Consider the following 13,672-nt stretch of genomic DNA (forward strand, 5'->3'; position numbering starts at 1 on the left):
GCGGCCTATTCTACCTGGAAGTGCGGCGACAGAACGGCCAGCGCGGCGGCGCGGCAGGTCTGCGCCACGTGCAGCGGATCCATCTGCCAATACTCCGGGCGGAACAGCTCGATCGAGCAGGTGTCGTTGTAGCCGATGCGGCTCAGGCGGGCGCACAGTTCGTCCAGCGGGATGACGCCCAAACCGGGATAGACGCGGGTGTTGTCGGTGATGGCCTCTTTGCAGGTATCTTCCACATCATCCAGGTGAAAGGCGAAGACCCTGGCCGGATCCAGCGCGTCAATCTCGGCGAGCAGGCCGCCGCCGGCAAAGAGGTGCGCACAGTCCACCGTCATGCCGACGTTGGCGCGATCCACCTGTTTGACGATCTCCCAGGCGCCGCGGGGTGCGCACGGTACACCAGCCAAAGCCCAGGAACTCGAACGAGAGCCGGGTGCCGTAGGGCGCCGCGATGTCCGACAGATCGCGCAGCACGCTGACGTACTCGGCCACCACGTCGGCCCAGGGGAGCTGCCAACGGGCTTCGGTCGGGCTGGGCACCACCACGATCAGCGGGCAGTGGATCGCCGCGGCAATCTTGCACATCTCCTGGCAGCGTTCCTGAATCTTCGGATAGTCGTCGCCGCGAAAGCCGACAAACTCCAGGGCGTTGAAGCTCAGCGGGGCCACCCCGTTTTCCTCGAACAGCGCTTTCAGTTCGGCCAGGGAATGGCTTTTCAGATAGATGTCAACCTTGGCTGACCACAGTTCCAGCCCGCGATAGCCGGCCTGGCGTGAAACCGCGACATCGGTCTGCAGGTCGCTCGTCATCGTGGTCGCGCCATGAAATCCCAGTAACATGATCCCTCCTCTACCCCTTTCAGTGCGGCTGCCAGCTCCCGAATGACCATTCGTTGAACTTACAGACCGATGCTGCGGATATACTCGCGATTGCGGCGGGCGCTCTCCTTCGGGCTGCCCATGCCCGGCAGCACATCCTGCTCGACGACGATCCAACCGCTGTAGTCCATCGCCCGGAGCTGGGCCAGGATCGCCGGAAAGTCAATATCGCCTTTGCCCAATTCGCAGAAGAGGCCGTGTCCAACCGCCTGCACGCCGCCCCAGCCCTCCTGGCGCGCGCGTGCGGCCACCGCCGGCTCGTGATCCTTGAAGTGGACGTGCCAGATGCGGTCGGCGTGGCGCTTCAGCCCGGTCAACGGGTCGCCGCCGCCGAAGCGGTAATGGCCCGTGTCGAAGCAGAGTCCCAACACGTCAGGGTCGGTCATGCTCAGCAGCCGCGCCGTCTCTGCCGGCGTTTCGACCCAGGTGCCGATGTGGTGATGGAAGACGGTGCGCAGCCCGGTCTCGCGCTTCACCGTCCGCGCCACCCGATTGGCGCCTGCGGCAAAAACTTGCCATTGCGCTTCGCTCATGCCCTGGTCAGGCCGGATGCGCCCCGCGTTGAAGGTGCGCATGGGATCCATGTAGGGATCATTGCCCAACACGATCAGGCAGTCCGGCCCGCCGACGGTCGCCAATTGACGTGCGGTACGTACTGCGTCGGCCTCGCTGGCGGCATGACAGTCAGCATCGTGCAGCTTGACGCTGACCCATGAGGACAGCAGCTTGAGATTGCGCGCCGCCAGCTCTCCGGCCAACACGACCGGGTCGGTCGGCATGAAGCCCCAGTCGCCCAGTTCGGTGCCGAGATAGCCGGTCTCCTGCATCTCGTCGAGCACCTGGGCGTAACCGCCGCGGCTGCCCTCGACGTTTTCGATGACGCCCCACGAACAGGGCGCATTGCCGATAGAGATTTTTCGAGTCATCGTGTTACCTTTCGATCTCCGATCTCCTCCCTCACCCGATCTCGCTCAACTTCACCGGCCGGCCTTCGCGGTGCGATTTGCCTGCGGCCAGGCCCATCACGACCGGCACGCGGCCATCGTGGCCCGTCACTGGCGTTGGCTGATCCTGCTGCACCGCTTCGACGAACGCGGCGATTTCCGACGCGAAACTCTCGGTGTAGCGATCCATGAAGAAGTTCAGCGGCAGATCGCGCCGCACGCTGGCGCCGTCGCTCAGGGTTGCGGCGTTCGGGTAGTTGTTCGCGCTGCTGATGGCGCCCTTGCTGCCCAACACCTCGACCCGCTGGTCATAGCCGTAGGTTGCGCGCCGGCAGTTGTCAATCGTGCCGATGACGCCATTGCTGAATTTTAGCATCATCACCGCCGTATCCACATCGCCGGCTTCACCGATGGCGGGATCTACCGTAATGCCAGCCAGGGTGTAGATCTCATCCACCTCCGCGCCGATCAGGAAGCGCGCCATGTCGAAGTCGTGGATGGTCATGTCCAGGAACATGCCGCCAGAGGTTTTGACATACGCGATGGGCGGCGGGCTTGGGTCACGACTGATGATGTGCAGCAGCGCGGGCGTGCCAATCTCGCCCGTCATGATGGCCTGGCGTACGCGGCGGAAGTTGGCGTCGAAGCGGCGATTGAAGCCGATCTGCAGTTTCACACCGGCCTTTGCGGCTGCGGCCAGCGCCTGGTCAATGGCAGCCAGGTCGAGCGCGATCGGTTTTTCGCAGAAGATATGCTTGCCCGCCAGCGCGGCCTCTTCAATGAAGTGGGCATGCGTGCCGGTGACCGAACAGATCAGCACGGCCTCGATGTCTTTGTTGTCCAGTAGCGCGGCCGGGTCGTCCGTGGCCATGGGGATGCCAAACTGCGCCGCCACCTGCTGCGCGGCTGTCAGGTTGACATCCGCGACAGCCAGGATGCGCGCGGCCCGGATACGGTAGGCGAGGGTTGCCGCGTGTACCCTGCCAATGCGGCCGGCGCCGATGATACCGACATTCAGAACCTTCTCCACCTTCTCCATAGTGATGTCCTCTAGTGATGCCCTCTGGTGATGCCCTCTGGTGATGCCCTCTGGTGATGACCTCTTATGCTGTGCGGGCAGGACGTTGGGCGGTGTTGCTGCCGTGGGCGACACGTAACCGCTCGCTGTCGCTGCCCGACCCCGTACCCTGGAAGAAAAACCGTTCCATTTCCCGCATCTTCTCGTACTGCACGCGAACCTCTTGCACCGAGGGCAACTCACTGACCTCAGGCACGGCCACGTCCCACCAACTCTCGTAGCCCGGCACGCCGTGCAAGCGGTCGTTCTTGATGACGACCACGGTGGTGCGGTCGGCTGCTTTGGCCGCGTGCAGCGCCGCCACGTAGTCAGCGCGGGTTACACATTCGATCACGTGACAGCCCAGGCTGCGGGCGTTCATGGCAAAGTCAATCTGCAGCGGCTCGACCGCGTCGCCGGCCGCATCGCCGGCCAGCATACCATCCTGAGGCCGGACGAAGCGCGTGCCGAAGCCGTCCAGCCCGAGCGAACGGCTCAGCGAGCCGATGCTCTTGAAGCCGTGGTTGTCCCACAGCACCACGATCAGCTTGACCCCTTCCTGCACCGAGGTGACCAATTCGGACGAGAGCATCAGATAGCTGCCGTCGCCGACGATGACGAAAACGTCGCGCGCCGGCGCGGCCATCTTCGCGCCCAGGCCGCCGGCAATCTCGTAGCCCATGCAGCTATTGCCATACTCCAGGTGGAAGTTCTTGGGATGCGTGGCGCGCCACAGCTTGTGCAGGTCGCCAGGCATGGAGCCGGCCGCATTGAGCATGATCGCGTCCGGGCCGGCCACATCGTTGAGCGCGCCAATCAACTCGCCCTGGCTCGGCAGCGGCGCCAGGCGGATGTCGTAGATACGCTGCACCTCGGCGTCCCAGGCGTCGTGCAGGCGCTGCGCCTCGGCGCGGTAGGTCGGGGCCACCGCATAGCCGGCCAACATCTCGCTCAGTTCCTCCAGCGTCACCTGCGCATCGCCCACGACCGGCAGGCCGTAATGCTTGCCCGCGTCGAACTCGGTGACGTTGATGTTGATGAAGGTCACACCCGGATTCTGCCAGGCGGTCTTGGACGCGGTGGTGAAGTCGCTGTAGCGGGTGCCGATGCCGATCACCAGGTCCGCGTCACGGGCCATGCGATTCGCGGCCAGGGACCCGGTGGCGCCGATCGCGCCGAGGTTCAGCGGGTGATCCCAGCGCAGGCTGCCCTTGCCCGCCATCGTCTCGCCCACGGGGATGCCGGTTGCATCTACGAACTGGCGCAGCGCGTCGGTGGCATCCGCGTAGATCACGCCGCCGCCGGCGACGATCATTGGCTTCTGGCTGGCCCGGATCAGCTCGACCGCCTGCTGCAACGCGGCTCGGTCGGCCCGATTGCGCATGATCTGCCAGACGCGACGGCGGAAGAAGGCGACGGGATAATCAAAGGCCTCGGTCTGCACATCTTGCGGCAGCGCCAGGGTGACCGCGCCGGTCTCGGCCGGGCTGGTGAGCACGCGCAGCGCTTCGGGCAACGACGTCAGCAGTTGATCCGGCCGGTTCAGGCGGTCCCAATACTTGCTGACCGGCTTGAAGCAGTCGTTGACCGAAAAATCCTGACTGTGCGCGGACTCGATCTGCTGCAACACAGGCGCCACGTTGCGGCGGGCAAAGATGTCGCCCGGCAAGAGCAGCACCGGCAGGCGGTTGATGGTCGCCGTGGCTGCGCCGGTGATCATGTTGGTCGCGCCCGGGCCGATGGAGGTGACGCAGGCGAAGGTCTGCAGGCGGTTCTTGACCTTGGCAAACGCGGTGGCGGCATGCACCGCGCCCTGTTCATTGCGCACCTGGTAATAGCGGAAGTCCGGGTTTTGCAGCAGCGCCTCGCCGACGCCGGCCACACAACCGTGGCCGAAGATCCCGAAACAGCCGGCAAAAAACTGCGTCTCCACGCCATCACGGCCGACATATTGATTCTTGAGGGAGCGGATCAGCGCCTGCGCCAGGGTCAGGCGAATCGTTTGTGTGGTCACCTCACGCGCCTCCGTATGTGCTCGTTAGTCTTGACTGAGATCGTAGATCGGTACACGCGGGTCGAGGGACTGATAGGAATCTTTGACCCAGGCGAACGTCGGATCATCCTGCGCGGCCAGGCTCTGCGCGCTGCCGGCCAGCACGTTGAGATAATAGGTGGTGTAGCCGACCGGGCTGGAGACCGGGTGATAGCCCTCTGGGATCAGCACCACATCGTTGTCGTGCGCAATGACCGCGGCATCAATGGGGAAGCCGGCGCGGTGCAGCGGCGAGTTGTGATCGGTGTAGACGCGCTGCAGGGCATAGCCTTCCGGGCGATTCATCTTATAATAGTAGACCTCGTCCAGGTCGGCTTGTGCCAGGCTGCCATCGGCCGCCAGCGCCTGCACGTCATGCTTGTGCGGCGGATAGCTCGACCAGTTGCCGCCAGGCGTGTAGACTTCCACCACCACCAGGCGCTGGCAGGGGAAGCCGGGCGGCAGCATGCGGTTGATCTGCCGGGTGGCGTGGTCGCCCCCGCGAATCTCGATGCTGACGTCGGCCGGCGTCACCAGGCGCGGTGCGAAGTCCTGGTCGGCCTTGACCCAGGCGACCGCAAACTCGCAGTCGGTGGCAGCCGTAACCGTGAAAAAGGTGTGACATGAGAGATAGAGCGCGGTGGGCAGTCCGGCAAAGACATGTGCGCGGCGTCCCAGACCGAGCCATTGACCGTGATCTGATGAGACATCCAGGGTGCCGCCCAAGATCACCAGGACCAACTCATGGTTGCCGGTTTGGAACGACCAGGTACGGCCAACGGGCAGGCGTCGCGCTTGAAAGTGAATCGTCTCCCAGCCAGCGATTTCGGGCGTGACTTCGACGATGACATCCGGATCGGCCGCCTGACCAGGATGGATCACCAGGTTGTCGGCATGGTATTGTTTCATCGCTCGTTTCTCCTGCAAGGCTGGTGTTGGTTTACTTCACATCCGGGTTGGGAAGCATGAAGTCGCGCACCACCGCCATCAGGTCGTGGGCAGCGGCAATGAACCCGCGCAGCGTGCGCACGGTAGCACCATAGGCGTCGAATTCCTCGACCGTCATGCCATCCACATCGTAGGCCCGCCGGAAATCGGGAATTTTCTCGTACAGGGCGGCGATGATGTGCGGCGCCACGGGATCTGCGATGCGTGACTTGACGGCAATGTCCGAGGCGTTGATCTTCAACTGCCATTCGTACGGAATCGTCAGCACCACATCGCCGCCGATGAACTCCGACCAGTGGCCGAGGTGACGGTAAGCCGCGGCCAGCAGCCGCACCCGGTAGCCGCGCGCTTGCCACAGGCCATAGGCCTTCTTGAAAACGGCGATGCCGGCCCAACTCAAATAGGCCGGATCCATCTCGATGCCGTCGCGCTGGGTCACCGCCTGCATCCAATCGTCCGTGCGGCCGACCATGATCGTACAGACCGGGGCCATGCTGCGAATGTCCCTGCCCTCGGCCGTGCGCCGGTTCAAGCCGCGCTCCACTGCCTCGGCCACCGCCACAGCCTGCGGCACCGTGAAGCTGACGGTCGCGTTGACGTTGACGCCATGATACGTACACTCTTCGATGGCCTTGATACCGGCTTTGGTGACCGGCATCTTGACCTGCATGTTGGGCGCCAGCGTGTCGAAGTCGCGCGCTTGGGCAACGATCGCCTCCCAGTCACGGTAGAACATCGGGTTGGTCTGAATGGAGAGGCGGCCCTTGCGTCCCGCGTGACGCTTCCAGGCGGGCTGCAAGAGGGCGGCCCCACGCGTCGCCATCTCTTCGATTAGGCGCCAGGCAACCTCCGGCTCGCCCCAGGTTGGATTTTCGGCGATGATCTGATAGATACGGTCGCGCCAGAGGTGCATTTCCTTCTTGAGCACAGCGAGGACAATTTGAGGATTGGTCGTGGCGCCCACGGCGCCGTTGCCGATGGCATAGGTCAGCTCGTCAAGTGAACAAGAGTCGTTCCAATAGTCGGTCGGGGTGGTGGAAACCGTCTGATACAGCGGAACCGATGTGGTCATAAATCTCCTCCCGGTACAAAGCACGAGAATCGCACGGTGTTGCGATCGGCCGTGGCTGCAGCGAATCGAAGCACGGGTGACAGGCGTAAACGTGTAATTCGGAGGCTACTTGAACAGCGATCGGCGCGTCTTCAGCTCGAAGTGATGCAAACGTGTGCAGGGCTACTTACCACAATAACACGCAACTGAAACCTTGTCAAGACGCCCGTGACTCAATCGCCTCGCCCCAGTCCCCTGACAGCGCCCGCCACAGCAGCCCCCATTCCGCCAGGGTGAGGGTTTCGGCGCGGCGCTTGCCATCCAGGCCGGCCTGACTCAAGGCGGCGGCGATGGCGCCGGGCGTCTGCCCCAAGCCGGCCGCCAGGCTGTTGTGCAACTGCTTGCGCTTCTGTCCAAATCCGGCACGCACGACATCGAAGAAAGCGGGAACGTTCGCCAGCACCAAGTCCGCGGCCAGGCTCGTGCGCCGGCGCAGGCGCAGGATGGCCGAATCTACCTGCGGCGGCGGATAGAAGGCGCCGGCCGGAATTTTGCCCACGATCTCCACCTCGCAGAACAACTGCACACTGACCGCTAACAGGCTCATGTCTGGCGGCCGCGCCACCACCCGCTGCGCCACCTCGCGCTGCACGGTCACCACGGTCAGCGCCGGCGGGCACGCGCTTTCCAGCAGGTGGCGCAAGATGGCCGAAGTGATGTAGTAGGGCACATTGGCGACCACCTTGTACTGAGGTTGCATCAGCGCGCACGGATCGAATTGCAGAATGTCCTGATGGATGATGTGGACGTGCGGTTGCGCGGCGAAGGTCTGCTGCAAAAAGGCGATGAGGCGACCATCGGTTTCGACCGCGACGACCCTGCCCGCCTGTGCAGCCAGCAGATGCGTCAATGGCCCAGGGCCTGGCCCGATTTCCAGCACGCTGTCGGCCGCGCTCAGGTCGGCCGCGGCGGCGATGCGCGCCAGGTGCGTCTCATCAACCAGGAAGTGCTGCCCCAGCGCCTTGCGCGGCTCGATGCCGGCCGCGCGCAGTTGTTGTACGAGTGTGTTTGCCATCGCGTCCCTGACGGTTGTGTGCGGGGTGGGCGTCATTATAGCCCGCAGCCGGTAAGTGACCAAACCGGCCGGACCTACGGTGACGGGCTTGAACCGTAGGTCACGTCTCCGGCGTGACGGCGCCCTCTGCGACGGAGCTTGCTTCTGTTCACAAACAACGCTCCTGCGCCCACGCATCCGCCAAGCGGGTCAGGTCGGCAATGTCAATGTCTTGATCGCCATCCAGGTCGTACTGGGCCAGGAAACCGGGCGTGGCGCTCGTCCAACCCCACTGCCCGGCCGCGGCGACCAGATCACTCAACGCGGCGGGGGTGCAGGGCGGCGCGAGCCGATAGATCACGGTCAAGCGGGCGCGCCAGGTGGGTGTGGATGGCTCATCCCAGGCGAAGAAGTCGAGATAGGTGTTGTTGGCCTGATTGGCCGCGTCGCTTTCGATGAGCAGCGCCAGCGCCTGGCCCGCGGCCCAGCCGGGCCGGTCAACCACCTCTTGCACCACGCCGGCCAGGCCGTCGAGCGCCAGCCATTGGTTGAGAATGAGGCTTGTGGGCTGCCAGGTGTACTGCGCCGCGGTGCGCGGCCGTTGCGAGGCGAGCGGTTGACTGTCGCTGAAGGCCGCGGCGTCATCGCTGGCATCGGCGTAGATGTGTAGCAGCGGCAGGCCGTTGTTCCAGAACAGGTAGCCTTCCAACGTGGCGCTGACGATGGTCGCGCCGGGCGGAATGTCCAGGCCGGTGAAGCGCAGACCGCCAAAATAGAACCCGCCCAGGCGGATATTGGTGGCGGCGGCGTAATTCACCCCGGTGCTGGTCTTGACGTGCGTATCATCGGCCGAAGCCGCAACGGCGTGTACCACCACGGTTGGCTGCGCAGAGGGCGTTGGTGTGGGGGTGACGATGGCCGTCGCCGTGCGGGTAGGCGTTGGCGTGGGGGTGATGATGGCTGTAGCCGTGCGGGTCGGCGTTGGGGTGGGGGTGATGATGGCCGTAGCCGTGCGGGTAGGCGTTGGCGTGGGGGTGACGATGGCCGTAGCCGTGCGGGTAGGCGTTGGGGTTGACGTGGGCGTCGTGGTTGGCGCCGCGCTGCCCCGGTAGGCCAAAATCAGGCCGTTGCCCACCACGTAGGCGTGTGCGGAGTCCACGTAGTGGATTTCGAGCAACATTTCGTTGATGCCGGCTTGCTCCTGCGTCCAGGTGCTGCCGCCGTTGCTGGTGCGCAAAATGGCGCCGGCATCGCCCACCGCCATGCAGTTCAACGCGTCGAAACAACTGACGCCGCGCAGGTCGCCGACGGTTGGGATTGCCTGCTGCGTCCAGTTCTGCCCGCCGTCCGTGCTCATGAGCAGCACGCCGCCGCTGGCCCATGTGCTTTCGCCGTCGCCGCCGACCACGTAGGCCCGATTGGCGGCCGGGTATTCCACGCCCAGGAAATGCGGACAGCACGGCTCCGGCGACACTTTCGTCCAGTTGCTGCCGCGATCGGCCGTCCAGAAGATCTTCCAGCCGCTGCCGGCCGCGAGGCAGCGGTTGGCGTCCAGGCACTCGACTTCCCACGGCACCGAGGTGTAACCCAGGCTGAGGCTGCGCCAATTGGCGCCGCTGTCGGTGCTTTGATAGAACCGGCTGTAGTTGCCGGTGGTCCAGAGGTCGCTGGCGCCGGCCCATTCTACCGCGTACAGATGCGCTGGCTCCAACCCGGCCATGACGGTGCTCCAGGTCGCGCCGCCGTTGGTGGTCACGCGTGCCTGGCCGGCTCGCCCTACGGCGGCGCCCACCTGCGCGTTCTTGAAATCGAGCGCCAGGACGTAGCCCGCGCTGAAGTTGGCGCTGGTCTGTTCGATCCAGGTGTCGCCGCCGTTGGTGGTGTGCAGAACCACGCCCGGATCGCCCGGCGCTGGGTCCCAGTTGGGGCCGCCGCCTACCCAACACTCGGTGGGCGAGGCGCAACTCACATCTTGATACGCGGTGCTGGTTGACGCCTGGCGCTGGATGACCCAGCCGAGCGCCGGCGACGCAGTTGCGGTCGGCGTCCGGGAGGGCGTGTGCGTCGGGGTGACGGTGGGTGTCCGGCTGGCCGTCGGCGAAGCGGTCGCGGTGGGGGTTGGGGTGAAGGTCGAGCCGTCCCAGGTCGCGGTCGCGCTGGGCGTCACGGTGGGCGTGGTATCCGGTGGCGCGTAGTGCAGGATACTGCCATCTTCGGCCACGGCCCAGCCTTCATTGGGGTTGACGAAGCTCAGGCTGCGGATCGTGGCCGTGATCGTGCTGCCCTGCTGGACCCAACTGGCGCCGCCGTTACTGGTATGCACGATGCGGCCGTTGGCGCCGGCCGCCCAGCCGAACGAGCTGTCCACCATGAAGATAGCCCACAAGTCGTCGCTGACGCCGCTGGCCTGGGCGTCGAAGCTGCTGCCGCCATCGCTGCTGTGCAGAATGGCGCCGTCGCTGCCGGCTGCCCAACCGCTGGCGGCGCTGATGAAGTTGAGCGCGTTGACGTTACTGGTCCCGCTGACATCGGTCGCCTGCCAGGTCGCGCCGCCGTTACTGCTGCGCTGCACGGTCATGCCGCCGTTGGTGATCCACAGCCAGCCATCCTGGTCGGCAATGTCCCACACCGGGCCGCTGAAGCCGACCGCGCCCTGCTGCCACAGGCCGCCGCTGTCGTTGGTTTGCCAAATCTGCCCCTGCGAGCCGCCGAACCAGCCGGCCAGTTCATCGGTCATGGCGATACTGTAGAGAAACTGCCAGTATTCGGACGACTTGGGCTGCGGCCGCCAGGAATGGCCGCCATCCCGCGTCGCGAGGATGGTGCCGTAACGGCCCACCAGCCAGCCGCTGTTCGGCGAGACGAAATCGAGATCGTGAATGAAGCCGAGCGCGCCGGTGTCGGCCAACTCCCAGGTGACGCCGCCATCTGTGGTGAGCAGGAGCAGGCCGGGGCAGTTGGGATTGGGGCAATTCTGCGCGTCAGTCCGCCCGCCGGCCGCCCAACCGTGCGCGGCGTCCACAAAATCGAGCGTCAGCAGGGGCTGGCTGGCAACGGTCTGCCGAGTCCAGTAGCCTTCCATGACCGGGCCGGCCGGCGTCGCGGTGGGCGTTGGGGTCAAGGTGGGCGTTGGGGGCGACGTTGGCGTGACTGTCGGTGTGGTGGTTGGCGTGGCGGTTGGCCCGGTGCTGGTGGCGGTCGGCGTTCGTGTGGGGGTGGGTGTTGGTAGCGCGCCAGAGGCCGGGCGCACGTCTACCAGGTGAAACCATTCATCATTGCTGTCGAAACTGTCCAGATAGAAATCGGAAGCGCCGGTCAGGCTGTTCAGGAAGCGTGCGTTGTTCAGCACGAACTGCGCCGTCTGCCAGGTTTGCGTGTTCTGCTTCTGCACGTAGGCTTGACTGCCGCCCAGCGGTGTGGCCGCGGTGGCAACGCCGCCGGGGCCATCGTACAGCAGGCGCCAGCGGCCCGTGCCCACATCGGCGTAGGTCACCGAAACAGTGATGACCTGGCCGGCCGTGTTGTAGAGATAGCCATCGTCCATTTTGAAGAACATGTACGGGTTGCCGCTGGCGCGATCGGTGCGGCGGGTGGCCCATCCTTCGGCGCCGGCGGGGATAGCGCCCTGGTGGGCCGCGGTGTTGCAGACCGGCCGGCCACTGACCGGCGGGCACCAGCCCAAGCCGCTGGTGACGCTGGCGTCGTTGGTTTCGGCCACGGTACGACCGCCGGCCACACTGTCATCCTGTTCCATGAAGTAGTCGAAATTGCCCAGTTGTGGATACCAGGAGGCCTCGTTGATGAGGCCGCCGCAGTAGTTCAGGGGCACGCGGTGTTCGCGCAGCGCCACCCAGGCGCTCGGCGCATTTTGACGCGTGGCGCCGATGTAGGGCTTGAAGCGGTTGAAGAGGGCGATGTTCTCCACCTTGTCGTACAGCCAGTTGTAGTTGGCGTCGGTTTGATAGAGCAGGGTGTAGTCCACGCGGAAGAAATCTACGTGTTTGTCAAGCCCGTTGAGAATACCCCAATAGACGGCCTGTTCGTCGCAGAGCATGTAGTCATAGGTCTCGAAGGCGATGGGTACCTGGTTGTTCCAGTTGACGATGTGATCGTGCTGACCACAGTAGGGGCAACCCGATTGATTGCCGACGATGGAGAAGTTGGAGTCAGGGTACAGGCCGTTGTTGGACAGACCGACGCCCTTGGGCGCGACGTAGTTGGCCAGGTCACGGCGTTCGGCCTCGCTGAAGGTGTAGGAGGCGTTCTGCACCAGCAGGCTCTTCTTGAGCTGTCCACCCTCGGAAAAGGCGCCGATGTACCAATCGGCGATCGACTTGGTGGTCGAGAGCCACAAGCTGCTGGTGAGGCCGGCGTTGGCGACGGCCGTGTGGTCGTACCAGTTGTACCACGGTTTGTCAGGATCGGTCGCGTGCAGTTCGCCGAAGGTGCCCAGGCCGATGGCGACCCATTCCAGCCGGGGGTCGTTGCGGTAACGCTGGCCGAAGGCGGTGATGAAGGTGTGGTACGGGGTCAGGTAGTCGTTGTGCCAGTAGCGGGGGATGTGCCAGGAGGTGCAGGCGCCGGTCAGGTAGTCGCAGACATCGAAGGTCGAGTTGGGGTAGGCGATCCGCACCCAGGCTGGCATCTCCAGGTAGTTGGTGCAGCAGCGGCCGTTGTAGGTGGTGATGCCTACGCCGGCCGCTTTGCCCTGCGAGGCCACGTTGTTGAGCCAGGCCTCGAACGCGTCCCATTTGTAATGACCGGCGCTGTCGTAGAACTCGCCCCAGCCCCAGGTGCGCAGACTGCCGACGTTGCCGTAGCGCTGCGGATCAATCAGGCCGGAGTAGTCGCTGGCGACATAGATGCCTGGGCGCGTTGCGGGCGGCGATGGAAAGCGCGGGGATGAATTGGCCGCGACCGCCGCGGGCGGCTGTCTGCGCTGCCTGCACGGGCAAGGGCCGCGCACTGAGTAGGCAGGCCAGCAGAAGCAGGCCCGTGAAGACGGATGCAAACGGCAGAGGGCGAACCGGGGTCTTTGGACGAGCGTTTGGATGCAACGATGCAGATGAACGATGCCAGGACATGCAACTTCCTCCCAATGAGCGCAAGTATACTCACAAATCGTCCGTCCGACATGAACGATCTCTCAGAAAATGGCGCCGGCCGATGACAATCTGTTCATAGGCGAGTATAGCCGGTTGCGGCCGGCGGCTCAATGGGACAATGTGCCTTACACCGAATGAATTCGGTGTCTGATATGTGAAACCCGCTGAAGCCCACCGAATGAATTCGGTGTCTGATATGTGAAACCCGCTGAAGCGGGTTGTGCTGGTGGGAATTGGTCTTGTGAGGATGTGGTGGTGGGGGGTGTGAATTCGTTCTCCCCACGTCTTACGACTTCAGCCCACCGAATGAATTCGGTGTCTGATATTGAAACCCGCTGAAACGGGTTGTGCTGGTAAAGGTTGGTCTTGTGAGGATGTGGTGGTGGGGGGTGTGAATTCGTTCTCCGCACGTCTTACGAATTCAGCCCACCGAATGAATTCGGTGTCTGATATGTGAAACCCGCTGAAGCGGGTTGTGCTGGTGGGAATTGGTCTTGTGAGGGTGTGGTGGTGGGGGGTGTGAATTCGTTCTCCGCACGTCTTACGAATTCAGCCCACCGAATGAATTCGGTGTCTGATATGAAACCCGCTGGAAGCAGGTT

Annotated in this window: 9 protein-coding genes; all 9 read right to left on the reverse strand. The window is 64.2% G+C overall.

The features are described from left to right. Positions 1-5: 5 nt before the first annotated feature. The 9 genes from IPF85_RS21575 to IPF85_RS21615 all read right to left on the reverse strand — a co-directional run bounded on the left by IPF85_RS21575 (position 6) and on the right by IPF85_RS21615 (position 12,931). Positions 6-356 carry a sugar phosphate isomerase/epimerase gene (locus IPF85_RS21575; RefSeq protein ID WP_343410120.1) on the reverse strand — a complete coding sequence of 117 codons (351 nt, stop codon included), beginning with the start codon at positions 354-356 and terminating at the stop codon, positions 6-8. Beyond that, positions 280-840, reverse strand: a complete 561-nt coding sequence (locus tag IPF85_RS21580; RefSeq protein WP_343410121.1) for a TIM barrel protein — start codon at positions 838-840, stop codon at positions 280-282. The genes IPF85_RS21575 and IPF85_RS21580 overlap by 77 nt, the downstream gene beginning before the upstream one ends. Before the next feature lie 59 nt (positions 841-899). Continuing rightward, positions 900-1,805: a TIM barrel protein gene (locus IPF85_RS21585; protein WP_343410122.1), complete on the reverse strand. Its 906-nt coding sequence runs from the start codon at positions 1,803-1,805 to the stop codon at positions 900-902. A 31-nt stretch (positions 1,806-1,836) separates the two neighbouring features. After that, positions 1,837-2,862: an inositol 2-dehydrogenase gene (iolG, locus tag IPF85_RS21590; RefSeq protein WP_343410123.1), complete on the reverse strand. Its 1,026-nt coding sequence runs from the start codon at positions 2,860-2,862 to the stop codon at positions 1,837-1,839. A 64-nt stretch (positions 2,863-2,926) separates the two neighbouring features. Then, on the reverse strand, positions 2,927-4,894 hold the full coding sequence (gene iolD / locus IPF85_RS21595; protein ID WP_343410124.1) for a 3D-(3,5/4)-trihydroxycyclohexane-1,2-dione acylhydrolase (decyclizing): 1,968 nt from the start codon (positions 4,892-4,894) through the stop codon (positions 2,927-2,929). 24 nt (positions 4,895-4,918) lie between these two features. Then, positions 4,919-5,821, reverse strand: a complete 903-nt coding sequence (gene iolB, locus IPF85_RS21600; RefSeq protein WP_343410125.1) for a 5-deoxy-glucuronate isomerase — start codon at positions 5,819-5,821, stop codon at positions 4,919-4,921. 31 nt (positions 5,822-5,852) lie between these two features. Further along, on the reverse strand, positions 5,853-6,932 hold the full coding sequence (locus tag IPF85_RS21605; protein WP_343410126.1) for a transaldolase family protein: 1,080 nt from the start codon (positions 6,930-6,932) through the stop codon (positions 5,853-5,855). Positions 6,933-7,128: 196 nt separating this feature from the next. Then, positions 7,129-7,986 carry a 16S rRNA (adenine(1518)-N(6)/adenine(1519)-N(6))-dimethyltransferase RsmA gene (gene rsmA, locus IPF85_RS21610; protein WP_343410127.1) on the reverse strand — a complete coding sequence of 286 codons (858 nt, stop codon included), beginning with the start codon at positions 7,984-7,986 and terminating at the stop codon, positions 7,129-7,131. A 148-nt stretch (positions 7,987-8,134) separates the two neighbouring features. After that, positions 8,135-12,931 carry a YCF48-related protein gene (locus IPF85_RS21615; protein ID WP_343410128.1) on the reverse strand — a complete coding sequence of 1,599 codons (4,797 nt, stop codon included), beginning with the start codon at positions 12,929-12,931 and terminating at the stop codon, positions 8,135-8,137. Between the last annotated feature and the right edge of the window lie 741 nt (positions 12,932-13,672).

It is taken from the genome of Candidatus Amarolinea dominans, assembly GCF_016704685.1.
Lineage (GTDB): Bacteria > Chloroflexota > Anaerolineae > SSC4 > Amarolineaceae > Amarolinea > Amarolinea dominans.